Source organism: Ancylobacter rudongensis (genome assembly GCF_900100155.1).
Classification (GTDB): Bacteria; Pseudomonadota; Alphaproteobacteria; order Rhizobiales; family Xanthobacteraceae; genus Ancylobacter; species Ancylobacter rudongensis.
This window is the reverse complement of the sequence record NZ_FMTP01000002.1, coordinates 601268-626248: the sequence shown is the minus strand read 5'-3', so window position 1 is coordinate 626248 and position 24981 is coordinate 601268. Positions and strand designations below refer to the sequence as shown.

Sequence of the window (24981 nt, the reverse complement as noted above, 5' to 3'; positions counted from 1 at the left end):
AAATCCGCCCCGGCAGGCACGCAGGCTGAAGCGCTCCGTCGCCCGTTCAGGCGCGGAGCTGCGGGCCGGCACGTCGCCTTCGCCCCTTGGAGAAGGGGCGTGCGGGGCGCCGGGACGGGAGCCCCGGCGGTCGCCTGCACCGTGTGTGAAAAGTGGTGCAAGCAGGTATTCAACCTTCCGACGCGCCGTCTCCGACGCCCCGCAACGCGGTGTTTCTAGGCTTGCTCCATGCGCGCCCGGGAGGACTGTCGCTTTCTATCCTCCCCTGTGGGGTGCGTGACGCGCCGGCGCGCCCTTGTCGGACGGTCGGCGCGCGTCGCCCCGTGGCCGGTGGGAAGACCGACCGGGGACGCATGGCTTGGGCCGCCGGGCACCGGGGTGCGTTATCGCCGCCACTCGGCCACCGCCCCCCATCCCGCGCGAGCCGGCCGCTCCGGTTGCGCCCCCTTCGTCGGGATGAGGTGGGGCAAGGATGGCAGAGAAAATGGGGCGTGTCTAGGATTTTATTCCTTTGACGTTCCCGCGCCGTCATCCCGGACGGCCGTCAGGCCGATCCGGGATCGTATGGGCATTGGCGAGCGATCCCGCCTCTTCGCTGCGCTCCGGCCGGGATGACAGAGCTTCGCCGCACGCCTGAACCTTCGGCTTTCTCGGCGACGAAGATCGCAGCGGCCGAAGACCTTCTGAATACTATCGACGTGAGCGCAGGGTGGAGAGCGATATCAGAAAGTAAACGAACAATGCCGGCAGTATCGCCAGAACTGTCACGTCTTGCAGTGCCTGCAGATAGTCACCTTGCGCCTCCTGCATGTATTCGTATGTGTCTCGAAGATTATTTCCCGTGCTGCTCATGTCGGAATGGGTGGTCGTCATACGGTGCTGCTCCTCCCAGAGCGCGACATATCTGTCCCGGAGGAAGAACAAATGTAAGAAAAACGCAACAAGAACGATCCAGGCGAGGGGGAGAAGCAGCGCAATGAGCTTGAGGAGCCTTCGCATGGGTCGATCCTCCCAGAGGCCTCAATTTGAGGTTCACAGCCGCAACCCGGCACCGTCGCAGTGTCGGCGAGCAACGCGACCTCTGCAACCGCCAGCTTCAACCCTTCTACGGCGTAGTGAGGCCTCGCCGCGCTAGCCGGACGTTCCAGCCTCAGCGCGGGAACGGCCAGGCCGGGGGCGTGCCGACTTGGCCCCGCTGGCGCAGGAAATGGTCGGCGAGCACGCAGGCGACCATCGCCTCGCCCACCGGCACGGCGCGGATACCGACGCAGGGGTCGTGCCGGCCCTTGGTGATGATTTCCGCATCCTCGCCATAGCGCGTCACCGTGCGGCGCGGGGTGAGGATGGAGGAGGTGGGCTTCACCGCGAAGCGCACCACCACCGGCTGGCCGGTGGAAATGCCGCCGAGCACGCCGCCGGCATGGTTGGCGAGGAAGACCGGGCGGCCATCATTGCCCATCCGCATCTCGTCGGCATTGTCCTCGCCGGTCAGCGTGGCGCTGGCGAAGCCCTCGCCGATCTCGACGCCCTTCACCGCGTTGATGCTCATCAGCGCCGCCGCCAGATCGGCGTCGAGCTTGCCATAAAGCGGCGCGCCAAGGCCCGGCGGCACGCCCTCCGCCACCACCTCGATCACCGCGCCGACCGAGGAGCCTGACTTGCGGATGCCGTCGAGATAGTCCGCCATGCGCGCGGCCGCCTGCGCGTCCGGGCAGAAGAACGGGTTGCGGCCGATCTCGGCGCTGTCCCAGTTCGCCCGGTCGATGCCGATCTCGCCCATCTGCACCAGCGCGCCGGTGATCGTCACGCCAGGCAGCACCTTGGCGGCGATGGCGCCGGCGGCGACGCGCACCGCCGTCTCGCGCGCCGAGGAGCGCCCGCCGCCGCGATGGTCGCGCAGGCCGTATTTCACGTCATAGGCATAGTCGGCATGGCCGGGGCGGTAGCTCTCGGAAATCGCCGAGTAGTCCTTGGAGCGCTGGTCGACATTCTCGATCAGGAAGGCGATCGGCGTGCCGGTGGAAATGAGCGTGCCGTCCTCTTCCGCCAGCGTGCCGGAGAGGATGCGGACCTCGTCCGGCTCGCGGCGCTGGGTGGTGAAGCGCGACTGGCCGGGCCGGCGGCGGTCGAGCGCGGCCTGCACCTCCTCCAGCCGGAAGCGGATGCCGGGCGGGCAGCCATCGATCACCCCGCCAATGGCGGGCCCATGGCTCTCGCCAAAGGTGGTGACGCGGAAGAGGTGGCCGAAACTGTTGAAGGACATAGCGGTTCCGCCGGCGGCAGGAGGGAGTGGGGCGCTTCTAGGCGCCCGCGCGGCGGGCGTCAAACGCGGCGCCGCGCCCTCCGGCCGTTGAGCGCCATGGAGAATGGGACCAATCGTGCTACATCAGTGCGATCCCGCGATTGCCACCCCCGAGCCGATGCCCCTTTTTGAAATCGCCGTCGTTCTTGTCCTCGTCCTGATCAATGGCGTGCTTGCCATGGCCGAGCTCTCCGTCGTGTCCGCCCGCCCGGCCCGCCTGCGCTCCATGGCCGATAATGGCTCGCGCGGCGCCCGCATGGCGCTGCAGCTGGCCTCCGACCCCGGCCGCTTCCTCTCGACCGTGCAGATCGGCATCACCCTGATCGGCATTCTGGCCGGCGCCTTTTCCGGCGCCACGCTCGGCGCCATGCTGGGCGAATGGCTGCAGGCGCAGGGCGTCTCGCCCGGCGTCGCCGGCGGCCTCGGCTATTCGCTCGTGGTGGCGGCGATCACCTATGTCTCGCTGATCATCGGCGAGCTGATCCCCAAGCGGCTGGCGCTGCGCAGCCCGGAAAAGCTCGCCAGCCTGGTGGCGCCGGGGATGGTGATGCTGGCCCGCATCGGCGCGCCGGCGGTGTGGCTGCTCGACATTTCCTCGCGCCTCGTGCTGCGCCTGCTGGGCGAGCACGGCGCCAGCGAGGAGAACAACGTCACCGACGAGGAAATCCGCGCCATCGTGATGGAGGCGGAAACCGCCGGCGTGATCGACCCGGACGAGCGCAAGATGATCGCCGGGGTGATGCGCCTGGCCGACCGGCCGGTGCGGGCGGTGATGACGCCGCGCACCGATGTCGACTGGATCGACCTGACCGACGACCCCGACGCGGTGCGCCAGATCATCCGCCACACCCGCCACACCCGGATGCCGGCCTGCGAGGGCACGCCGGAGGAGGCGGTCGGCGTCATCGACATTCGCGACCTGCTGGAGGCCTATCTCGACGGCGAGACGCCCGACCCGCGCCGCTTCGTCAAGCCGGCGGTGGTGATGGTGGAGACCGCCGGCGCGCTCGACGCGATGAAATCGCTGCGCCACGCCGACTCGCCGCTGGCGCTTGTCGTGGACGAATATGGCTCGATGGTCGGCATCCTCACCCCGGCCGACCTCCTGGACGCCATCGCCGGCACCGTGGTGCTGGACGAGGCGGGGCTGGCCAAGCCCGATGTGGTGGAGCGGGCGGATGGCAGCTATCTCGTCGCCGGCTCGACCCCGCTCGACGAACTCTCCGAGGTGCTGGGCATCCGCATCCCGCAGGATGCCGGCTTCCACACCGCCGCCGGGCTGGTGCTGCACGAGCTGAAGGCGCTGCCGCAGGAGGGCGCTACCTTCGAGACGATGGGCTGGCGCTTCGAGGTGGTCGACATGGACGGACGGCGCGTCGACAAGCTGCTGGTCGCGCGCGCCGTGGTGCCGCGCCGGCGGGCGCCGCTGCTGGGCTGAACGACCTCAGCGCACCACAATGTCGGCCGAGAGCGCCGGCGCGGCCGCCGGCAGCCCGCCATAGCGGGTGCCGACGCCGACGACGACGGTGACGATGGCGACCGCGAGCGCGGCGGCGATCAGGCCATATTCGAGGCCGGTGCCGTGGGGCCGGCGTGCGACGGCGGTGCGGCGGCGCGATGCCATCGACTGCCCGACCATTTCCCGTTCCACCATTTCGCGCATGGACCTGTCTCTGCTTGAATTCATCCACATGACATCTGTCTTCGGACAGATCTTGTTATGAGGACAGCTTGCGCCCTACACCTTGACCGCGCGTTAAAACCAGCGTCGGCCGCGCGTCCTCTTGGTCCGTGGTTAATGTTTGGCGGCGGTGGATGGTTAATACTTTGCGACCGAGACGATCGGGGGGGCGTCACCTGGCGGCCCGGTCGCGGTCCGGCGTCCAGAGGCGCGCGGCGCCATCGCCGGCGACGGACGATCATCCGGACCGTCGCCGGCGATGGCGCGGCGTGCCGTGTTTTTGAAGGGGACTGAAGCGGCAGGCGCGCGCGGCGCGGCCGCGCGGCGGCGAGCGCGGTGTCGATCAGGTGGAACGACCGGATCGACGCGACGAGGCGCTGCAATGGAGGGGCCGGCGCATCGTGCCGTCGCGAAGGTTTCTCAGCTTTGGCGAAAGAGGTTCTGGAACGCGATCCGATCCGGGCACACCCGTCTGATCGGTGCAGCGCGCTCCAGCTCCAGAAGAGAAAACGCCGGCTCCGACCGGCTTGCGAGGCAAGAGGGTCGGCGCCGGCGCTTGAGCCGATCAGGTGAAATCGGGTTCACCTGATGTGTTCTAGGTCTTGTTCTTACGCATTTTCGTCACGCGAAGCGGAGTCCACGTCGCTCGAAAATGCTAGGTCTTGTTCTTACGCATTTTCGTCACGCGAAGCAGAGTCCACGTCGCTCGAAAATGCTTCAGCCGATCTGCTCGATGATGATGGCGCGGATCTGCTCGCGCGTGAGGCCGCAGGGCTCGGGCTTCCACTCCGGGCTGGAGCGGATGATGGAGGGTGCGGGCGGGGTAAGCTTGGAAGTACGCATATATCCTCTTGGCCGCCTCGACCCGTGGTCGGCGGCCGACGCATGCTGCGTCAATGTGTGAGTAAAAAAGGCCCGGCATCGGTGTGATGGGGCTGGCCGCATGAGCGACGATGAAAATGATACCGTGCCTTTGCGTCACGATTGAGGCAGCATGCGACGGCGGCTTTCCGGGCGGGGTTCGACGTAAACGGGGTCGACATGGGCGAGAGCGCGGGCACGCGCAGGCCGGGCCGTGCGGGGGCACGCAAGGGCAGGGAACAGCCGCACCCCGGCTCCGGTCCTTGTGATGACCCGCGCCCTGCAATCGACAAGGCGATGCTGTATGCGGCGGACATGAGCACGCCCCACCCCCCGACCGCGCCTACGCCCACCCCCCAGCCCGCCCCGCTGCCGGCCGCCGTCAATGTTCTTCTCTACGGGGCGGCCTTCGCCTGCGTGCTCACCATCATGGCCCTCTCCCTTCTGCCGGCGCAGGAGATGCCGAGCACCGGCATTGCCGACGGCATCGACCATTTCATCGCCTATTGGGGCACGGGCGGCCTGATGGCGCTGGCCTTCCGGGGGCGGGGCCGGGTGCTTGTGGTGGCGGGCATCGGCCTCATCGGCCTTGGCGGTCTCATGGAGGTACTTCAGCAGCTCTCCCCGGGCCGTAGCTCGACCTGGGGCGACTTCCTGATGAGCGGCGGCGGCGCCCTGGCCGGGCTTGCCATGGGCACGGTGGCGGCGCGCCTCATCAGCCATCTCCGCCGGCGGGCGGCTGGGCGCCCGGGCCGCCGGCACCGCTTCGAAGGCCCGGTGCCTCAAGAGGCCGCGCCGGTACGGGCCGGTCGTCGCTGATCCGTGCGCCTCGCGAGCCTCGTCATCTGATCCACCGCCGCCGAGCCCGCGTAACCGGAGCAACGCAGCGGAGACATCGCGGATGAGAACGCTTCTTTTTACCGGACTGCTCGCCTTTGTCGGGCTCGGCACGCCCTCGGCCCAGGCCCGGGATCTGGTGCTCGAACAGTTCTTTGCCGGCCGCACCGTTGCGGAGGGCACCTTTTCCGCCATTAACGGCGTGCGGCGCGCCTTCACCGTCGATCTCGACGGCCGCTGGAACGGGCAGGTGCTCACGCTGGTCGAGGATTTCCGCTTCGCCGACGGCGAGACCGACCGCAAGACCTGGCGGTTCGAGAAGCTGGGACCCGGCTCCTATCGCGGCACGCGCGAGGATGTGCGGGGCGAGACGCAGGTGCGGGTGAAGGGCAACATCGCCACCTTCAGCTATCTCGTCGACCTCGATCCCGGCGCGGAGGAAAACCTCGTGCGCTTTCACGACCGGATGGTGCTGCGCGGTGACGGCACCGTGCTGAACACCGCCTGGGTCACGAAGTACGGCTTCCCGGTGGCGCTGACACGGGTCGAGTTCCGGCGCCCCTAGAGCATTGTTTTGTCGCGTTTTCTTGACGCGAACCCGTGCCCACTCCGCTCGAAAACGCTCCAGGAGGTCCCGCCCTCCAACGTTCCCCTCGACCTTTCCGGAGGACATCCATGCGCTCACATGTGACATCCGCTTCGATTGGACTGTTTCTCGCCCTCGCGGCGGTGCCGGCCGTCGCCGAACCGCTGAGCGGCCCCGAGATCAAGGACAGGATCGGCGGCGAGCTGGTGCGGCTGAGCACCCCCTATGGCCTCACCCTGCCGCTGATCTATCGTGATGACGGCGTCGTCTCCGGCGATCTCTCTGGTTTCTCGATCGGCGCCATGCTGGCCCCGCGCGAGGAGGGGCGCTGGTGGGTGAAGGACGACCGGCTCTGCCAGAAATGGCCAAGCTGGTATGACGGGCGCACCCATTGCTTCACCATCACCTCGCTCGGGCCGGACAAGATCGCCTGGACCCGCGACGACGGACTGTCCGGCACCGCCGAGATGGGCCGCTGAGATGACGCGGGCGCCGGCGGCGCCGGGCGTCACGCTCCGCAGCCTCGCGCTCTATGCGTTGCCGGCCCTGCCGCTGGCGGCGCTGGCGCTGCCCTTCTATGTGATCGTGCCGAGCTTCTACGCCGAGGCGCTCGGTCTCTCGCTCGCCTCCGTCGGCACCGCTTTGCTGGCGATCCGCATCCTCGACGCGCTCGCCGACCCGTTGCTCGGCTGGGCCTCGGACCGCTTCAATCCGGCGATGGGCCGGCGGCGGGCGCTGATGCTGCTGGCGACGCCGGTCACGGCGATCTCGGCCTTCATGGTGTTCTGGCCCGGCGCGGGAGCCGGCATCGCCTATCTGGTGCTGTGGGGGCTCGGGCTCTCGCTCGGCTACACCGCGCTGAGCCTCGCCTATACCGCCTGGGGCGCCGAGATCAGCCCGGATTATCGCGGCCGCGCCCGGGTGGTCGCCGCGCGCGAGGGGGTGACGCTGCTGGGCACGCTGCTCGCCATCGCGCTGCCCTTCGCGGTCGGGCTCGGCAGTGGCGCGGCCGGCTTCCATGGGCTGGCGGCGATGGGCGTGTTCGTGCTGATCGTTCTACCGCTGGCCAGCCTCGCCTGTGTCGCCGGCGTGCCGGAACCCACAGACCGCACCCGCGAGCGGCTCGGCATGCGGGCGGGGCTGCGCCATCTCAGGGCAAACCGGCCGTTTCTGCGGCTGATCGCGGCGTTCCTGCTCAACGGCATCGCCAACGCCATTCCCGCCACGCTGTTCCTCTATTTCGTCGCCGACCGCATCGGTGCCGCCGCGCTGCAGGGCCCGCTGCTGTTCCTCTATTTCCTGTGCGGCGTGGCCGGCCTGCCGCTGGCGCTGCGCTGCGCGACGCGGTTCGGCAAGCACCGCGCCTGGTGCGGGGCGATGCTGGTGGCGTGCCTCGTCTTCGCCAGCGCCGGCTGGCTCGGGCCGGGAGATGTCGTGCCCTTCGCGCTGATCTGCGGCGCCACCGGCCTGCTGCTCGCCTTCGACGTGGCGCTGCCGCCAGCGATCCAGGCCGATGTGATCGATGTCGACACCGCCGCCTCCGGCGAGCAGCGCTCGGGGCTGTATTTCGCGCTATGGGCGCTCGCCACCAAGCTGGCGCTGGCGATCGCGGTGGGCGTCACCTTTCCGCTGCTGGACTGGGCCGGCTACCAGCCCGGCACCGGGGCGCCCACGGCCGAGGCCGGCGCGGCGCTGGCGATGCTCTATGCGTGGCTGCCGATTCCGGCCAAGCTGGCGGCGATCGCGCTGATGTGGGGATTTCCGCTCGACGAGGCGGCGCAGGCGCGGCTGCGCCGGGAGATCGACGCCGGCGCGGCGCCGGCGGTTGTCGTCCCCCGCACGCAGCTGTGATCCGCCCCGCCGGTGGACGCGCGCGGATATGACCTTAGGTCAGAGGCCGTAGCGGACGGGGGAGCCGGTGACACTCACGCGCAGAGATCTGATGGCGACGGCGGCGCTGGGCACTGCCATGCTCGCCTTGCCGCCGGGGCGGGCGCTGGCCCAGCCGACGCCGCTGGCCCGGGCGATCCCCTCTTCCGGCGAAATGATGCCGGCGGTGGGGCTCGGCAGCTGGATCACCTTCAATGTCGGCAATGACCCGGCCTTGCAGGCGGAGTGCACCGCCGTCATGGCGGCGTTCTTCGCCGGCGGCGGGCACATGATCGACAGCTCGCCGATGTATGGCTCCTCGCAGGCGGTGATCGGCCGGGGCCTCGCCGCGCTGGGGCGCCCGGCGGCGCTGTTCTCGGCCGAGAAGGTGTGGACCTCCGCGGGCTCGAACGGGCCGGCGCAGATCGATGAGACGCGCCGGCTCTGGGGCGTGGAGCGCTTCGACCTGCTGCAGGTGCATAATCTGCTGGGCTGGGAGGCGCATCTCGACACGCTGTTCGCGATGAAGGCGGCGGGCCGGCTGCGCTATGTCGGCATCACCACCTCGGAGGGGCGCCGCCACGATCTGGTCGAGCAGATCATGGCGCGCCAGCCGCTCGACTTCGTGCAGCTGAGCTATAATCCGGTTGACCGCGAGGCCGAGCAGCGCCTGCTGCCGCTCGCCGCGGCGCGCGGGATCGCGGTGATCGTCAACCGTCCGTTCCAGCAGGGCGCGCTGACGCGCCGGCTGGAAGGCGCGCCGCTGCCCGCCTTTGCGGGGGAGATCGGCGCGACGAGCTGGGCGCAGCTGATCCTGAAATTCATCCTGGCGGAGCCGGCCGTCACCGTCGCCATTCCCGCCACCACCCGCGTCGACCATGTGCGCGAGAACCTCGCCGCCGCCAGCGGCCCGCTGCCCGACCGGGAGCTGCGCGGGCGCATCGCCGCGCATCTCGGCGCGCTGTGATGGAGCCATGGTCGACCTACCGGCTGGACGACTTCCTGCTGTTCTCGCCCCGGGTCTATTGGCGCCTGTTCGAGGCGCAGAATGCGGCGCTGTGGCCGCTGCATCTGGCGACCATGCTGGCCGGGCTGGCGCTGGTGCTGCTGATCCTGCGCCGCCCCGGCCGGGCAATGCTCTGGACCGGGCTGCTGCTGGCGCCGCTCTGGGCCTTCGTCGCCTGGTCGTTCCTGCTGCAGCGTTATGCCGGGATCAACTGGGCGATGGACTATGCCGCGCCGGCCTTCTTCCTGCAGGCCGTGCTGCTGCTCGCCGCCGCCGTGATGCCGGGTGGCCCGGCGCTGGGGCGGCGTGATGCCGTCAGTAGGGCCGGGCTGGGGCTGGCCGTCGCCGGGCTGCTGCCCTATCCCGCGCTTGCCCTCGCCTCCGGCCGGCCTCTGACAATGGCGGAAGTGTTCGGCATCGCGCCCGATCCGACCGTGCTGGTGACTATCGGCCTGTTGCTGATGGCGCGCGGGCGGTGGCTCGCCCTCTTGCTGCCGATTCCGCTGCTGTGGTGCCTGTTCAGCGGCCTCACCTTGCTGGCGATGCGGGAGGCGCAGGCATGGCCTGTGCTGGCCGGTGCCGGGCTGGCGACGGTGCTGGCGGCGCTGAGGCTGGCGCAACCCGCATCGCGGCGCTGAGCGCCGCCCGCCTTCAGCTGCGGGGCTTGGCCCGCCGCGTCGGCTCGGCCGCCGCCGGGTCTTCCGGCCAGGGGTGGCGGGGATAGCGCCCGCGCATCTCGGCCCGGACGTCGCGCCAGGAGCCCGCCCAGAAGGCGGGCAGGTCGCGCGTCAACTGGATCGGCCGGTGCGCGGGGGAGAGCAGCGACAGGATCAGCGGCACCCGCCCGCCGGCGATGCTGGGGTGGGTGGTGAGGCCGAACAGTTCCTGCACCCGCACATGCAGCGTCGGCCCCCCCTCGGCGGCATAGTCGATGGGCAGGCGCGAGCCGGTCGGCACCTCGTAATGGGTGGGCGCCGCCGCCTCCATGCCGCGCGACAATTCCCACGGTAGCAGGCCGGACAGCGCGCGGCCCAGCCGGTCGGCATCAAGCGCGCCGAGGCTGGTGATGTCGTCCAGCACCGGGGCCAGCCAGTCCTCGGCCGTGGCCGCCAGCGCCTGCCAGGCGAGGTCCGGCCACAGATCGGGGGCGCTCGCGTGGAGGAAGCGGGCGCGATCCAGCCATTGCCGCTGCGCCTCGGACCAACCCAGCCGCTCCAGCCCGCGCGCGGCGGCGGCGCGGGCTAGCGCCCGGGCGGTGTCTTCCCCCGGCTTCAGCGGCGCGGTGCGCTCGGCCAGAACAAGCGCGCCGAACCGGCGCACATGGCGGGCGCGCAAGGCACCCGAGGCGGGATCGAAGGCGGTTTCCACGCCCTCGGTGATGTCAGTGCCGAACTCGGCCTCGATCTCGGCCTCGGTGAGCTCGGCGGCGAGCAGGATGCGCGCCTCATCCGCCGTGCCGGTGAGTTCGGCGATGGCGAGGAAGCGGGCGCGGGCGAGCGAGGAGGCGGGGTCCAGCGCCGCGCCGCGCCCATTCGCCAGCACGAAGCGCCGCCCGTCGCCGCGCCCGCGCGCCACCCGGTCGGGGAAGGCCAGCGCCAGCAGCATGGCGGGGGAGGGCGCGTCACCACTCGTCCGGGTGCCGGCGACCTGCCGCCCATTTACCTGCCGTTCCGCCTCCCCGGCCCAGCGCTCGGCCAGCCGCTGCGCCTCCTCGGTACGGCGGGAGCGGTCGCGGGAAAAATCCATCAGCCGGTGGGCGAGGTCGAGCGCGTCGCCGCCGAGCCCGCGCTCGGAGACCAGGGCGGCGATGCGCGCGGCCTCAGCGCCAGCGCCGCGCCGCGCGCCCTCGATCACCATGCGGGCGAGGCGCGGTTCCAGCGGCAGCCGGGCCATGGCGCGGCCGAGCGGGCTCACCTGCCCGTCCGTATCGAAGGCGCCGAGCGCGCGGAGCAGCGCCCGCGCCTCCTTCACCGCCGGGGCGGGCGGCGGATCGAGAAAGGCGAGGGTCGCGGGATCGCGCGCGCCCCAGACCGCGAGGTCGAGCACGAGGCGGGAGAGATCGGCGGCGAGGATTTCCGGCGTGGCGAAAGCCGGCAGGCTCGCCGTTTCCGGCTCGTGCCACAGGCGCAGGCACACGCCCGGCCCGGTGCGCCCGGCCCGGCCGCGCCGCTGGTCGGCCGCCGCGCGCGAGACCCGCACCGTCTCCAGCCGGGTGAGGCCGACGCCGGGCTCGAAGCGCGGCACCCGGGCGAGGCCGCTGTCGATGACGACGCGCACGCCCTCGATGGTGAGGCTGGTCTCGGCGATGGAGGTGGCGAGCACCACCTTGCGTCGGCCCGGCGGGGCGGGGGAAATGGCGCGGTCCTGCTCGGCGGGGGTGAGCGCGCCATAGAGCGGGGCGATGTCGAGGACGGGATCGCGCACCGCCTCGCGCAGGCAACGCTCGGTGCGGCGGATCTCGGCGGCGCCGGGCAGGAAGGCGAGCAGCGAGCCGCTTTCCTCGCGCAGCGCGCGGGCGATGACCTCCGCCATCTGCCGCTCCACCGGCGCGCCCGGTGTGCGCCCGGCATAGCGGGTCTCCACCGGGAAGGCGCGGCCGAGGCTCTCGACGACAGGGGCGCCGGCCAGCAGCCGGGCGACGCGGGCGCCGTCCAGCGTCGCCGACATGACGAGGATGCGCAGGTCCTCGCGCAGCGCGCCCTGCGCGTCGAGGGCGAGGGCGAGGCCGAGATCGGCGTCGAGGCTGCGCTCGTGGAACTCGTCGAACAGCACGGCAGCGACGCCGGAAAGCTCCGGATCGTCAAGCATCATCCGGGTGAAGATGCCCTCGGTGATGACCTCGATGCGGGTAGTGCGCCCGACCTTGGAGCCGAAGCGGGCGCGGTAGCCGACCGTCTGCCCGGCTTCCTCGCCCAGCGTCTGCGCCATGCGGGTGGCGGCGGCGCGGGCGGCGAGGCGGCGCGGCTCCAGCACGAGGATTTTCCGCCCCAAGACCCACGGCTCGTCAAGCAAGGCGAGCGGCACCCGCGTTGTCTTGCCGGCGCCGGGCGGGGCGACCAGCACGGCGGAGGAGCCCGCGCGCAGGGCGGCGGTCAGTTCCGGCAGGGCGTCGTCGATGGGAAGGGGGGCGAGCGGTGCGGCCATGGCGCAGGGCTATACAGCCTGTTGCCCTGCGCGGGAACGGGCGCGACCCAACACGCCTGCTGCCCACTGGGCCCTCATGGCCGGGCTTGACCCGGCCACCCAGGCCTTCAGCGGTGCAAGGCGGGACCGCTGGATCCCCGGGACAGGCCCGGGGATGAGGGAGGCTGGAAGGCTCAGAAGATCGCGTCGAGGGTGCGACCGATCTTCTCGACGATCTCGCCCATCTGGCTCTCGCTGACGATGAGCGGCGGGCTGACGGCGAAGGTGTCGCCGGCGGTGCGCACCATCATGCCTTCGTCGTGGAACAGCCGCTCCATGCCTTCATAGGCGCGGCGGCCGACGCCGTCGGCGCGCGACTCGAAGTCGATGGCGCCGACAAGGCCGACGGTGCGGATGTCGAGTACGCCGGGCTTGGAGCGCAGCGAATGGAAGGCGTCCGCCCAGATCGGCTCGATCTGGCGCACGCGCTCGAACAGGCCTTCCTCGCGGTAGAGGTCGAGGGTCGCCAGGGAGGCTGCGCAGGCCAGCGGATGGGCCGAATAGGTGTAGCCGTGGAACAGGTCGATCACAGGCGCGTCGCTCTTCACGAAGGCGTCGTAAATGTGCTTGCGCACCAGCACGCCGCCCATCGGCACCGCGCCCGAGGTGACGCCCTTGGCGAAGGTGATCATGTCGGGCACCACGCCGTAGCGCTCGGCGGCGAAGGCATAGCCGAGGCGGCCGAAGCCGGTGATGACCTCGTCGAAGATCAGCAGGATGCCGTATTTGTCGCAGAGCTCGCGCAGGCGCTTGAGATAGCCGACCGGGGCGGGAATGGCGCCGGTGGAGCCGGCCATCGGCTCGACGATGACGGCGGCGATGGTGGAGGCGTCGTGCAGCGCGACGAGGTTCTCCAGCGCGTCGGCGCGCTCGGCGCCCCACTCCGGCTCGCCCTTGGAAAAGGCCTGCTTCTCGCGGTTATAGGTGTGCGGCAGGTGGTCGACGCCCGGCAGCAGCGAGCCGAACATCTTGCGGTTGGGCGACATGCCGCCGACCGAGATGCCGCCGAAGCCGACGCCGTGATAGCCGCGCTCGCGGCCGATGAGGCGGGTGCGCGTCGCGTTGCCCGTGGTGGCGTGGTAGGCGAGCGCGATCTTCAGCGCGCTGTCGCCGGCCTCCGAGCCGGAATTGCACAGGAACACATGGTCGAGATCGCCCGGCGCCAGCGCGGCAATGCGGGCGGCGACGGCGAAGGCCTTGGGGTGGCCATACTGGAAGGGCGGGGCGAAATCCATTTCCGCCGCCTGGTGCTGGATCGCCTCGACGATGGGATCGCGGTTATGGCCGGCATTGGCGCACCACAGACCGGCGGTGGCATCAAGCACCGCACGCCCTTCCGGCGTGTAGTAGTGCATGTCCTTGGACCGCGAGAGCAGGCGCGGCCGCGCCTTGAACGCCCGGTTGGGCGTGAACGGCATGAAGAACGCCTCGAGGTCGTTCGGGCTGGCGGCTGCGGAAGAGTAAGCAGACATGGATGACTCCGGCTGATACGGCGAATGGGACAAGCCGCGCTTTTTTAGTCATGTATAATACGTAAGCAGGATGCGCTCACGAGAAATAATCATGATGTGATCACTTTCCTTTCTGCCGGGCCGGCGGCCTCATGGGCCGGCTTGACCCGGCGGCCTCATCGCGGCCATCAACGCACGGCAGAGCTAGAGTGCGATCCGATCAGATTGAACCAGTCTGATCGGTAAATCGCCCTCTAACTCTAGGAGAGAGAACGCGTTATCCGATCAGCTTGCGATGCAGGCTGATCGGCGGGTGCTCTAGGGCGTTCACGCTGCGTCAGCGGGTGGGCGCGGCGCGCCGTGCCTTAAGAGAGCGTTTCTGCCGTGTCCGGGAGGGGGCGTCCGGGAACGGCGCAGGATAGGACGTTGCGGTGCCCGAGAGCACGACAGTCGAGACGCCCGGAGCCGATGCCGCTGCCCCCGATGCGGTGCGGCGCGCGCTGGCGCATGTGCTCGCCTCCGATGAGCTGCGCTCTTCGCCGCAGCTCGCCAACATCCTGCGCTTCGTCGTCGAGGCGACGCTGGACGGGCGGCGCGAGGCGATCAAGGGCTACACCATCGCGGTCGAGGCGCTGGGGCGCGACCCCTCCTTCGATCCGCAGGCCGACCCGATCGTGCGGGTGGAGGCGACACGGCTGCGCCGGGCGCTCGAGCGCTATTACGCCGGCGCCGGTGCCGCCGACGACCTTGAGATCGCCATTCCGCGCGGCAGCTATGTGCCGCATTTCCTGCCGCGGCCGGCGATGGAGCTGGAGGCGGACGAGGCCGATGCCGTGCCGGTCGAAGCGGAGAGCGTCCCGGCCGCGCCCCCTCCCGGCAGGCCGACCGCCGCGCCGCCGCCCTCCCTGCCGCCCGCGCCGGCGCGGCGGCGCAGCGGCGCCGGTCTGGCGCTGGCGCTGGGGCTGGCGGCGCTTCTGATTGTCGGCGCCGGCCTGGCCATGGGCAGCCTCGACCCGCTGGGGCTGCGGGCGCTGATGGCCGGGCCCGCCTGGCAGCCGATGGAGCGGGCCAACCGGCTGGGCATGCCGATGATCGAGGTGCGCGATTTCGAAACCGCCGGCGCCCGGGTGCCGGCGCCCGGCGACACGGCCGCCCGTGCCGGCGCGGTGAACAGCGGCGACTTCACCGCCGAGGCGATCGAGGTGCGGGTGCGCGACGCGCTGGCCCGCTTCGACCTGCTCGACGTGCTGGCGAGCCCGGATGCGCGCCCGGCGCTGCGCTGTTCCGGCGAGGAGGCCTCCCCCAGTTCCGCCTTCGCGCTGGGCGGGCTGGTGGAGAACCATGATGACGGCACGCTCTCGGTGCTGCTGCGCCTATCGGACCTGTGCGACGGCACCATCGTCTGGTCGCGGGAGTTCGACAGCCTCCGGCGCGGCGGCGACGCCACGGCGCTGGAGATCGCCCTGGTGCGCGACATCATGGCAGCGATCGCCGAGCCCTATGGCGTGATCCAGGCGCGGGCGCGGGCGCGCGTCACCGCCGCCGGCGGGCCGGCGGTGGCCGGGCCCTATGGCTGCGTGCTGATCGCCTATTCCTACTGGCGCTCCTACCTGCCGGCCGAGCATGAGGCGGCGCGCGACTGCCTGGAGAAGGCGGTGGCGGCGGACCGCACCTTCGCCCTCGGCTATGCGCTGCTGGCGGAACTGCATCTCGACGAGATCCGCGCCGGCGCCTCGCCGCGCGCTGCCACCCCGGCGCTCAACCGGGCGCTGGCGGCGGCGGAGCAGGCGGTGGAGCTGACCCCGACCAGCGCCTTCGCCCGCCGGGTGCTGATGGACGTGCATTTCTTCCGCGGCGGGCGCGCGGCCACGCTGGCGGCGGGCACGCTCGCGCTGGAGCTCAACCCCTATGATGTCGACATACTGGCCGATTTCGGCGGCCGACTGATCGCGCTGGGGGAAACCGCGCGCGGCGAGGCGATGCTGGCGCAGGCGGCCCATGCGGCGCCGGGCATGCCGCCCTGGGTGGATTATCACCGCGTGATCGCCGCCTATCTCAGGGGCGACGCGCCGGCGGCGGCGGCGGCGGCGGACCAGCTGATGGGCGATGGCTACGCGCCGGGGCTGCTGGCGCGGGCGCTGGCCAGCCATCTCGCCGGCGAGGACGACGAGGCGCGCGCCGACCTGCGAAAGCTGGTGGCGCTCGCTCCCGCCTGGGCCAGCGAGCCCGACGCCATGATCGGCCGGTTCTTTCCCGATGCCGACGTCGCCCGCAAGGTGCGGGCCGATCTCGCCGATCTCGGCCTGAAGCTGCGCGATTCCGCCGCCGCGAACTGAAACCCGCTGGCGCCCGGCAGGCGCGCACAAGGTCGCGTGGCGCGGGCGGGCGAGAGCGGCTATAGGCTTGGTCCGCTTCCCGGATACCCTCCTTCCACGCGGACCCTTCTCATGTCGGACAGTTTCGATCTCGCCATCGTCGGTGCGGGTGTCGTCGGCCTTGGCCACGCCATTGCGGCGCGGCGGCGCGGGCTGAAGACGGTTGTCATCGACCGCGACGCGCAGGCCAATGGCGCCTCGGTGCGCAATTTCGGCTTCGTCACCGTCACCGGCCAGCAGCGCGGCGAGTGCTGGCGCCGGGCGATGCGCTCGCGCGACATCTGGGCCGAGGTGGCGCCCCGGGCCGGCATCGAGGTGGTGCATCGCGGCCTGCTGGTGGCCGTGCGCCGGCCGGAGGCGATGCCGGTGCTGGAGGCCTTCCGCGCCACCGAAATGGGCGAGGGCTGCGAACTGCTCAGCGTCGAGGCGACGCGCGAGCGGCTGCCGGCGCTCACCGGCGCGCTTTCCGGCGGGCTGTGGAGCCCGCACGACATGCGGGTGGAATCGCGCGACGCCATTCCCCGCCTCGCCGCCTGGCTGGCCAGCGAGGGGGTGGAGTTCCGCCGCGAAAGCGCGGTGACGGCGGTGGAACCGGGCCGGGTCGTCACCCCCTCCGGCACGGTGACGGCGTCGCGCATCGTGGTGGCGCCGGGCGACGATTTCCACACCCTGTTCGAGGACCGCTTCAAGGCCTATGGCGTCACCCGCTGCAAGCTGCACATGCTGCGCGTGTCCGACCCGGCGCTGGGCACCCTGCCGGGCTCTGTCATGACCGACCTCTCGCTCGGGCGCTATCTCGGCTATGCCGAACTGCCCGAGGCGCAGGCGCTGAAGCGGGTGCTGGAGGCCGAGCAGGCTGAACACCTCAAGCACGGCGTCCACCTTATCGTGGTGCAGTCGGCCGACGGCTCGCTTGTCGTGGGCGACAGCCATCATTATGGCGCGACGCCGGACCCGTTCGCGCCTGACTTCGTCGACGAGCTGATCCTTGACGAATACGCCGCTCTGTTCGGCCGCCGGCCGCCGGTCACTGAACGCTGGATCGGCACCTATGCCTCCGCTTCCGACCGGCTGGCCTTCATCGACCGGCCGCACGACGACATCCGCCTCGTGGTGGTGACGAGCGGCACCGGCGCCTCCACCGGCTTCGCGATCGCCGAGGAAGCGATGGCGGAACTGTTCGACTGAGCGGCGCGACAGGGGGATTTGCTGAAGAGTCTTTGCTGGGTCCCGGATCGGCGCTCCGCCTGCGGCGTCGCTGGTCCGGGACACAAGAAACGTCCGTGTCCCGGACCAGCTGCCTGCAAGGCAGCGCCGATCCGGGACCCAGCGAAAACGCTTCGGCCAAACCTCTTCCCCCGCGCCGGCATTGCCGCCACGCGCCCCATCCTCTAAACCCGCGCCGTACTTCGAGAAGGACGGCGCCCATGGCCAAGGACAAACCCACCAAGCTTCGCGCCCGCATGCCGCGCGGCTTCGCCGATCGCGGGCCGGGCGACCTCGTGCCGACGCGGGCGATGCTGGAGACCATCCGCAAGGTCTATGAGCTCTATGGCTTCGAGGCGCTGGAGACGCCCTTCATCGAATATACCGACGCGCTGGGCAAGTTTCTGCCCGACCAGGACCGGCCGAATGAGGGCGTGTTCTCGTTCCAGGACGATGACGAGCAGTGGCTGTCGCTGCGCTACGATTTGACCGCGCCGCTCGCCCGCCATGTGGCGGAGAATTTCGACAAGCTGCCAAAGCCCTTCCGCAGCTACCGCGCCGGCTGGGTGTTTCGCAACGAGAAGCCCGGCCCGGGGCGCTTCCGCCAGTTCATGCAGTTCGACGCCGACACGGTGGGGGCGCCGACCGTGGCCGCCGATGCCGAGATCTGCATGATGATGGCCGACACGCTGGAGGCGCTGGGCATCGCGCGCGGCGACTATGTGATCAAGGTCAATAACCGCAAGGTGCTGGACGGCGTGCTGGAGGCGATCGGCCTCGGCGGCGACGACAATGCCGGCCGCCGGCTAACGGTTCTGCGCGCCATCGACAAGTTCGACAAGGTGGGCATATCAGGCGTGCGCGACCTGCTCGGCGAAGGCCGCTGGGAGAACCCCGAGGCCAAGAGCGGCGACTTCACCAAGGGCGCGGGGCTGGATGAGGAGGCGATAGATCGCTTACTCGGTCTTTTTCTTGCCTATGAGGAGGCTGATTCCGACGCCTTGGAGCCGGGTGATTGGCCCGTCGAACAGCGTGTCGCTCCCAAGTCTGACCCGAATAAAGTGATGCATGGCGTCTTAAGGCGCATGAGTGCACTCGCTGGGGATACTGCAACGGGCGCAAGCGGTGTCGATGAACTCGGCCAAATTGGTGCACTTATTGAGACATCAAATTACTCCGACCGCATCCGCATCGACCCCTCCGTCGTCCGTGGCCTCGAATACTACACCGGCCCGGTCTTCGAGGCCGAGCTGACCTTTGAGGTGAAGGACGAGAAGGGCCGGCCGGTGCGCTTCGGTTCCGTCGGCGGCGGCGGGCGCTATGACGGGCTGGTCGGGCGCTTCCGGGGCGAAGCTGTGCCGGCTACGGGTTTTTCCATCGGCGTCTCGCGGCTGGCTTCCGCGCTGTCCTACCTCAAGACCGACGCCACGCCGGAATTCGGCCCTGTCGTGGTGGTGGTGATGGATCGCGACCAGACCGCCCACTATATGGGCCTCGTCGCCACGCTGCGGCAGGCCGGCATCCGCGCCGAGATGTATCTCGGCAACCCGAAGAATCTCGGCAACCAGTTCAAATATGCCGACCGCCGCAATTCGCCTTGCGTGGTTATTCAGGGTTCGGATGAGCGCGCCAATGGCCAGGTGCAGATCAAGGACCTGATCGAGGGCGCCAAGGCCGCCGCCGCCATCACCGACAATGCCGAGTGGCGCGAGAGCCGCCCGGCGCAGTTCGCCTGCACCGAGGATGAGCTGGTGGCGAAGGTGCGCGAGCTGCTCGACCATCACGGCGTTCCCCACGGCGCCGCGCTGGGGTAGGGGGGCGCATGTGCACCCTGTTCCCCGGACGCGCCGCATGGCGCGATCCGGGGCCCAGGGGGGGTAGGCGCATCCTTTCCCCTTAACCGGCGGCGGGCGGTGCTCGATACGAAGGCATATGGCCGCCTGCGGCGGGTCTTCTCCTGGGTCCCGGATCGGCGCTCCGCCTGTGGCTGCGCTTGTCCGGGAGACTACCCCGGAAACCATCTCACACCCCGCGCATGGACCGGGGCGCGGGGCTTTGCTAGAAGCGCGCAGCTTCTCGCCGCCCCGTTTACCGCAGACCGGACCCGCCCATGCCCGCCGACCAAAGCCACGCCGAGGAACTGCTCGCGCTTTATGCGCGTGCCGGCTTCGCGCGCGTCGAGCCGCCGGTGCTCCAGCCCGCCGATGCCTTTCTCGACCTCTCGGGCGAGGAAATGCGGCGCACCATGTTCATCACCATGGACCCGGACGGGCGCGAGCTGTGCCTGCGGCCGGACCTCACTTTGCCGGTGTGCCGCCATTACATCACTGAGGGCGCCGCGCAGATGCGCGATTTCGCCTATCTCGGCCCGGTGTTCCGCTCCGATGTGGCGGGTGGCGAACTCCTGCAGGCCGGCGTCGAATCCTTCGGCCGGCATGACCGCGAGGCGGCCGATGCCGACCTGCTGGCGCTGGGGCTGGAGACGGCGGCGCTGTGGGGGGTGATCGACCCCACCATCCGGCTCGGCGATGCCGGCCTGTTCGCCACCCTGCTCGACGCGCTGAACCTGCCTCCGGTGTGGCGGCGGCGGCTGATCAAGGATTTCGCCCGCTCCGGCGATCTCGGCGCCGATCTCGCTCTGCTGAAGCAGCGCCCGGAAGAGGGCGGCGTCACCGCCCATGCCGGCGTGCTCTCGGCGCTGGCGGGCTCCGACCCCGACGCGGCGCGGGCGCTGGTGACGGACCTGCTCTCCATCGCCGGCATCTCCACCGTCGGCGGGCGCAGCGTGTCAGAAATCGCCGAGCGCTTTCTCGAACAGGCGGCGCCCGGCGATGCCGAGGGGCTGTCGGCGGAGAAGGTGAGCGTGATCGAGCGCTATCTCGCCATTGCCGGCACGCCCGACGAGGCGGCGGCGAGCCTGCGCCAGCTGGCCGGGGACGCGGGGCTGGAGCTCGCCCGCGCGCTCGACGCCTTCGAGACCCGCACCCATTTCATCGCCGCGCAGGGCATCGAGCCGGCGCGGCTCTCCTTCGCCACCGCCTTCGGCCGGCCGCTCGACTATTACTCCGGCATGGTGTTCGAGCTGCACGAGAACGGGGCGGGGGCGCCGCTCGTCGCCGGCGGGCGCTATGACGGGCTGCTCGGCCGGCTCGGCGCCGGCGAGCCCATTCCCGCCGTCGGCTTCGCCGTCTGGCTCGGCCGGCTCGACGCCGTGGAGGCCCGCTGATGAGTGCGCTGATCATCGCCGTGCCCTCCAAGGGCCGGCTGCAGGAAAACGCCACCGGCTTCTTCGCCCGCGCCGGTATGTCGCTCACCCAGTCGCGCGGCGTGCGCGACTATCGCGGCACGCTGACCGGGGTGGAGGGGGTGGAGGTCGCCTATCTCTCCGCCTCCGAAATCGCCAGCCAGCTGGCGGCGGGCGCGGTGCATCTCGGCGTCACCGGCGAGGATCTGGTGCGCGAGAGCATACCGGACGCCGATTCCAAGGTGCTGCTGGTGGAAGGCCTCGGCTTCGGCCACGCCAATGTGGTGGTGGCGGTGCCGCAGGCCTGGATCGACGTGCGCACCATGCGCGACCTCGACGATGTCGCGACGCATTTCCACGCCACGCGCGGCCGGCGGGTGCGGGTGGCGACGAAATATCTCAGCCTGACGCGCGGCTTCTTCGCCCGCCACGGCATTGTCGATTACCGCATCGTGGAAAGCCTGGGCGCCACCGAGGGCACGCCGGCAGCGGGCACGGCAGAGCTGATCGTCGATATCACCACGACCGGCTCGACGCTGGCGGCGAACGCGCTGAAGGTGATCGACGACGGCGTCATCCTGCGCTCCGAGGCCAATCTGGTCGCCTCGCTGCACGCGGACTGGAACCCGGCGGCGAAGGCGGCGGCGCGGGCGCTGCTCGACCGGGTGACGGCGGCCAAGCGCGCCGCCACCATGCGCGAGGTGAAGACCCGCTTTGCCGCCTGCGATGCCGAGGTGGTGCAGGAGGCGGTGCGCCGTTTCCGCGCCGTGGCGCCCTTCGGCGCGCCGACCTCGTCGGGCATGGTGACGCTGCACTGCCCGCCGGACACGCTGCACGCGTTGGCGGTGTTTCTGCGCGAGCAGGGGGCGTCGACCGTCTCGGTCGGCCCGCTCGACTATGTGTTCGCCGCCGAGAACCCGCTTTACGAAAAGCTGGACGCGCGGATCGGGTAGGGGCGGGACCACCCTTGCTCCCTCATGGCCGGGCTTGACCCGGCCACCCAGGAAGAGCACCGCAACGACAGGTCCAAAGGCTGGGTGCCCGGGCCAAACCCGGGCATGAGGGAAGACAAATCCCGTCATCCCCAGCGCAATGCACCGTGTCCCGGCCCAGCGGAGCCGAAGGCGGAGCGCCGCGCCGGGACCCAGCGCGAAACGCTTCTGCCGCGCTCTGTGAAGGATTCGAGGCGCTGCGCGGAGTCTTCCCTGGGTCCCGGATCGGCGCCGTGCGGCGCACGGCTGGTCCGGGACATGGCCTTACCCCTGCGCGGCGTGGGCCTTTTCCGCTTCTTCGGCGACCTCGCGCGGCAGGGCGAACGCCGCCGCCTCGCCGATGGCATGGCCGAATAGCACGAGGCAGGGGCCGCTGGCGCCGTCCGCAACGGCGGCTTCCAGCGCCGCCTGCAGCGTGGCGACGGTGGCCGGCACCTGCCGTTCCTGCGGCCGTGTGGCGGAGAAGAGAGCGATGGCCGGGGTCGCCGGGTCGAGCCCGGCCGCCATCGCCTTGGCCGAGAGCTCGCCCCAGGTGCGCTGCGGCATGTAGACCACGGTGGTGGCGGCGGGATCGGCCAGCGCCTGCCAGTCGAGATCGCGCGGCAGCTTGCCGTCGCGGGCATGGGCGGTGACGAATTGCAGCCGGCGGGCATGGTCGCGATGGGTGAGCGAGACACTGAGCCGGCTCGCCGCCCCCTGCGCCGCGGTGATGCCGGGCACCACGTCCACCGGCAGGCCGGCATTGCGCGCGGCGGTGATCTCCTCCCCGGCGCGGCCGAACACCATCGGGTCGCCGCCCTTCAGCCGCACCACCCGCTTGCCCTGCTTGGCCAGCGAGACCATCAGCGCGTTGATGTCGTCCTGCTTGCAGGAGGGCTTGTAGCCGGTCTTGCCGACCAGCATCTTGCGGGCCTCGCGGCGGGCGACATCCAGCACCGCCGGGGCAACGAGGTCGTCATAGAGCACCACATCGGCCGATTGCAGCACCCGCACCGCCTTCAGCGTCAGCAGTTCCGGGTCGCCCGGACCGGCGCCGACAAGGGCGACCGAGCCGCGCGGCGTGTCGGTGCGCTCCACCTCTGCGCGGGCGAGAAACTGCTCGCGCAGCGCCTCCGACGGTTCGTCCTCCGGGGTCTCCAGCGCGGCGCGGGTGAAGCGCTCCCAGAAGCTGCGGCGGCCCTGATAGGAGAGCGCGAGGGCGGACACCGCCGGGCGCCAGCTGCGCGCGGCTTCGGCCCAGCGCTTGAAGCCCTGCGGAATCACCGCCTCGATCTTCGCCCGCACCGCCTGGCCGAACACCGGGGCGGCGCCGTCGGTGGAAATGCCGACCACGAGGGGCGATCGATTGACGATGGCGCCGAAGGCGAAATCGCAGAAGGCCGGCTTGTCCACCACATTGACCGGCACGCCGGCGGCGTGGGCCGCGTCGGCAAAGCGGGCGCAGTCCGGGTCGTCCTCGAAGGCGCCGATGGCGAGCGCGGCGCCGGCAAGGTCTTCCGGCGTCCAGTCGCGGGCGATGAGAATGAGCGGCCCATCCGGCGGCGCGGCGGCCAGCGCCAGCAGGTCCTCGCAGGGGTCGACGGCGAACACCTCGACATGCGCGCCGGCGGCGGAGAGCAGTTCCGCCTTCCACGCCGCCGCTTCCGAGCCGCCGGCCAGCACTACCCGGCGCCCGGACAGCGCGAAGAACACCGGCAGGCGGGCGAGCGGCGCCATGCGCGCCGGGGCCGGGCGGGCGCGGCGCTCAGGGGCGGGAGGGGGAGGGGCGGAATCGGTCATTGCGGCGGTCGGTCCGAGAGGGCGAATGGTCACTTATCACACAAAATTCTCGTCCATTGAAGTCAATAGACGTAAATTTCCGGGAAAATATCAGTGGCTCTTTTCCGACAATCGGTCGGTCCAGGCCAGGACCACGCCGGACAGCACGAACACGACATGGATGATGACCAGCCACATCAGCTGCTTCTCGTCGACGCCACGGTCGAGATTCATGAAGGCTTTGAGCAGGGCGATCGCCGAAATGGCGACGATGGAGGCCAGCAGCTTCTGCTTGAGGCCGGCGAAATCGACCTTGGTCATCCATTCCGGCCAGTCGGCATGGCCGGAGCCGTCGATCTTGGCGACGAAGTTCTCGTAGCCGGAGAAGATGACGATGATGACCAGGCTGCCGGTGAAGGTGAGATCGACCAGCGCCAGAAGGCCGAGAATGGTGTCGCTCTCGTCGAACTGGCCGGCATGGGTGACGAAGTGGAGCAGCTCGACGCCGAATTTGTACAGCAGCACCGCCAGCGCGATCACCAGCCCGAGATAGAACGGCGCCATGATCCAGCGGCTGAGCAGAATGATGCGTTCGATGAGCTTTTCCATGCGTCCGTCACCCCAGCCTGACCCCGCCTCTCGCGGATGCGAGAGGCGTGCCACGGCGCCGCGATGGCGGCAAGAGGCCGTGATGCGGGCGTGAGGCGGGCTGGGTGCGGCGCGCGGTGGGAGGGCGGGACAGTGGGCTTTGCGAAGGGGCGCGAGGGGCGCACGCGGGGCGTCGCGCACCCCTCGCAAGGTGACAGCGTGTCAGTTCGCCGTCACTTTCTGGTAGGTGTTCTTCAGCTCGTCCTGGATGACGATGGCCGTGCCCTTGGCGACCAGAAGCAGGTCCGCGTCCGGGGTGCGGGTGCTGTAGCTCCAGCCCGCCGGCGGCTTCAGCTTGGCGCCGAGGCCGGGCAGGTCGGCATAGCTCAGCGCCGGGTCGACGATCTGGGCGTAGGACTGCATCACATAGACCGCCCCATCAGGCGCGGTGAGCTGGAACACCGGCTTGCCGGCATCGAAGCGATAGGTGGTGTTACGGTCGATGGTCTGCTCGGTATAGGTCGGGCCCATCGCCTGGTGCAGCGAGAGCGACACCTCGGCCCGCTTGGCCATGACGATGCCGCCGACCGTGATGATCTCGCCGGTCTTGGTGTCGCCGGTGGCGGAGATGCCATCCATGATGAAATGGCGCGGGCCGTTCATGACCACGGCGAGCGTGTCGAATTGACGGAGCAGCTCGCGCCGTGTGAGCGCGTCCCATTTGTCGGCGGGGCAGTCGTCGAAGCCGAGCGTGTTGAAGACGGAGGCCCGGAGGCCGTCCAGGGTCAGATGCACCGCCACCAGTTCGCAATAGCGCGCGTCGCGCAGCACGGCAGGCAGCTTCGGCGTCGGCTCCGGCGCCGGCTGCTGCGCCAGCGAGGCGCCGCCGGACAGCGGGACCAGCAAAGCGAACAGGGCGGAAAGGAGGGGGCGGGAAGAAGAGGTCACGGTCGTTCCTCATTCGATCAGCGAGGCGCGAACGTTACGGCGGAGGCGCCGGGCAGGGGAAGATGCCCGGGCGATGCGATCAAGAATAGACAGG

General features: G+C 70.3%; 21 protein-coding genes. 12 read left to right on the top strand and 9 right to left on the bottom strand.

Going from position 1 to position 24981, the window contains the following annotated elements; genetic code table 11:
* Window positions 1-690 precede the first annotated feature (690 nt).
* On the bottom strand, window positions 691-999 hold the full coding sequence (locus tag BLO63_RS07890) for a hypothetical protein (protein ID WP_091438560.1): 309 nt from the start codon (window positions 997-999) through the stop codon (window positions 691-693).
* 151 nt (window positions 1000-1150) lie between these two features.
* On the bottom strand, window positions 1151-2263 hold the full coding sequence (gene aroC, locus BLO63_RS07885; RefSeq protein ID WP_091438558.1) for a chorismate synthase: 1113 nt from the start codon (window positions 2261-2263) through the stop codon (window positions 1151-1153).
* A 157-nt stretch (window positions 2264-2420) separates the two neighbouring features.
* Between aroC and BLO63_RS07880 the strand changes: the two genes are divergently transcribed.
* Window positions 2421-3740 (top strand): hemolysin family protein, encoded by a 1320-nt coding sequence (locus tag BLO63_RS07880; RefSeq protein ID WP_091438556.1) that lies wholly within the window; start codon window positions 2421-2423, stop codon window positions 3738-3740.
* Window positions 3741-3746: 6 nt separating this feature from the next.
* Here the strand turns inward: BLO63_RS07880 and BLO63_RS07875 are convergent, their stop codons facing one another.
* Window positions 3747-3965 (bottom strand): hypothetical protein, encoded by a 219-nt coding sequence (locus BLO63_RS07875; protein ID WP_091438553.1) that lies wholly within the window; start codon window positions 3963-3965, stop codon window positions 3747-3749.
* 735 nt (window positions 3966-4700) lie between these two features.
* Entirely contained in the window at window positions 4701-4826 is a 126-nt protein-coding gene (locus BLO63_RS21430) for a hypothetical protein (protein WP_280138053.1), read from the bottom strand.
* A 333-nt stretch (window positions 4827-5159) separates the two neighbouring features.
* Here BLO63_RS21430 and BLO63_RS07870 point away from each other — a divergent pair, with 333 nt between their 5' ends.
* The 6 genes from BLO63_RS07870 to BLO63_RS07845 all read left to right on the top strand — a co-directional run bounded on the left by BLO63_RS07870 (window position 5160) and on the right by BLO63_RS07845 (window position 9780).
* A complete protein-coding gene (locus tag BLO63_RS07870; protein ID WP_091438948.1) occupies window positions 5160-5663 on the top strand; it encodes a VanZ family protein in 504 nt (167 codons plus the stop codon).
* Between the two features lie 82 nt (window positions 5664-5745).
* A complete protein-coding gene (locus BLO63_RS07865) occupies window positions 5746-6246 on the top strand; it encodes a DUF3833 family protein (RefSeq protein ID WP_091438550.1) in 501 nt (166 codons plus the stop codon).
* A gap of 110 nt (window positions 6247-6356) precedes the next feature.
* A complete protein-coding gene (locus BLO63_RS07860; RefSeq protein ID WP_091438547.1) occupies window positions 6357-6746 on the top strand; it encodes a hypothetical protein in 390 nt (129 codons plus the stop codon).
* Between the two features lies 1 nt (window position 6747).
* Window positions 6748-8118: an MFS transporter gene (locus BLO63_RS07855; RefSeq protein ID WP_091438545.1), complete on the top strand. Its 1371-nt coding sequence runs from the start codon at window positions 6748-6750 to the stop codon at window positions 8116-8118.
* A gap of 67 nt (window positions 8119-8185) precedes the next feature.
* Window positions 8186-9103, top strand: a complete 918-nt coding sequence (locus BLO63_RS07850) for an aldo/keto reductase (RefSeq protein WP_425284321.1) — start codon at window positions 8186-8188, stop codon at window positions 9101-9103.
* The gene (locus BLO63_RS07845) at window positions 9103-9780 is read left to right on the top strand and encodes a DUF6064 family protein (RefSeq protein WP_091438539.1); all 678 of its coding nucleotides are present in this window, start codon (window positions 9103-9105) and stop codon (window positions 9778-9780) included. Before BLO63_RS07850 ends, BLO63_RS07845 begins: the two co-directional genes overlap by 1 nt.
* Before the next feature lie 13 nt (window positions 9781-9793).
* Here BLO63_RS07845 and hrpB read toward each other — a convergent pair whose 3' ends face one another.
* Window positions 9794-12286, bottom strand: a complete 2493-nt coding sequence (gene hrpB, locus BLO63_RS07840; protein WP_091438536.1) for an ATP-dependent helicase HrpB — start codon at window positions 12284-12286, stop codon at window positions 9794-9796.
* 173 nt (window positions 12287-12459) lie between these two features.
* Window positions 12460-13797 carry an omega-aminotransferase AptA gene (gene aptA / locus BLO63_RS07835; protein ID WP_091438532.1) on the bottom strand — a complete coding sequence of 446 codons (1338 nt, stop codon included), beginning with the start codon at window positions 13795-13797 and terminating at the stop codon, window positions 12460-12462.
* Window positions 13798-14207: 410 nt separating this feature from the next.
* Between aptA and BLO63_RS07830 the strand changes: the two genes are divergently transcribed.
* The 5 genes from BLO63_RS07830 (at window position 14208) to hisG (ending at window position 21554) form a co-directional block, all read left to right on the top strand.
* Window positions 14208-16112 carry a hypothetical protein gene (locus BLO63_RS07830; RefSeq protein ID WP_091438530.1) on the top strand — a complete coding sequence of 635 codons (1905 nt, stop codon included), beginning with the start codon at window positions 14208-14210 and terminating at the stop codon, window positions 16110-16112.
* 111 nt (window positions 16113-16223) lie between these two features.
* Window positions 16224-17339, top strand: coding sequence for a TIGR03364 family FAD-dependent oxidoreductase (locus BLO63_RS07825; RefSeq protein ID WP_091438527.1), 1116 nt, complete (start codon window positions 16224-16226; stop codon window positions 17337-17339).
* A 239-nt stretch (window positions 17340-17578) separates the two neighbouring features.
* Window positions 17579-19171 (top strand): histidine--tRNA ligase, encoded by a 1593-nt coding sequence (gene hisS, locus BLO63_RS07820; RefSeq protein ID WP_091438525.1) that lies wholly within the window; start codon window positions 17579-17581, stop codon window positions 19169-19171.
* Window positions 19172-19467: 296 nt separating this feature from the next.
* Complete coding sequence (locus tag BLO63_RS07815; protein ID WP_091438522.1) at window positions 19468-20583, top strand: ATP phosphoribosyltransferase regulatory subunit; 1116 nt, start codon at window positions 19468-19470, stop codon at window positions 20581-20583.
* Window positions 20580-21554: an ATP phosphoribosyltransferase gene (hisG, locus tag BLO63_RS07810; protein WP_162841786.1), complete on the top strand. Its 975-nt coding sequence runs from the start codon at window positions 20580-20582 to the stop codon at window positions 21552-21554. Before BLO63_RS07815 ends, hisG begins: the two co-directional genes overlap by 4 nt.
* A 303-nt stretch (window positions 21555-21857) precedes the next feature.
* Here the strand turns inward: hisG and cysG are convergent, their stop codons facing one another.
* From cysG to BLO63_RS07795, 3 genes are all read right to left on the bottom strand, one after another.
* Window positions 21858-23372 carry a siroheme synthase CysG gene (gene cysG / locus BLO63_RS07805; RefSeq protein ID WP_091438518.1) on the bottom strand — a complete coding sequence of 505 codons (1515 nt, stop codon included), beginning with the start codon at window positions 23370-23372 and terminating at the stop codon, window positions 21858-21860.
* Between the two features lie 90 nt (window positions 23373-23462).
* Window positions 23463-23960, bottom strand: coding sequence for a TIGR00645 family protein (locus BLO63_RS07800; RefSeq protein ID WP_091438517.1), 498 nt, complete (start codon window positions 23958-23960; stop codon window positions 23463-23465).
* Between the two features lie 201 nt (window positions 23961-24161).
* Entirely contained in the window at window positions 24162-24887 is a 726-nt protein-coding gene (locus BLO63_RS07795) for a hypothetical protein (RefSeq protein WP_091438514.1), read from the bottom strand.
* Window positions 24888-24981: the final 94 nt, after the last annotated feature.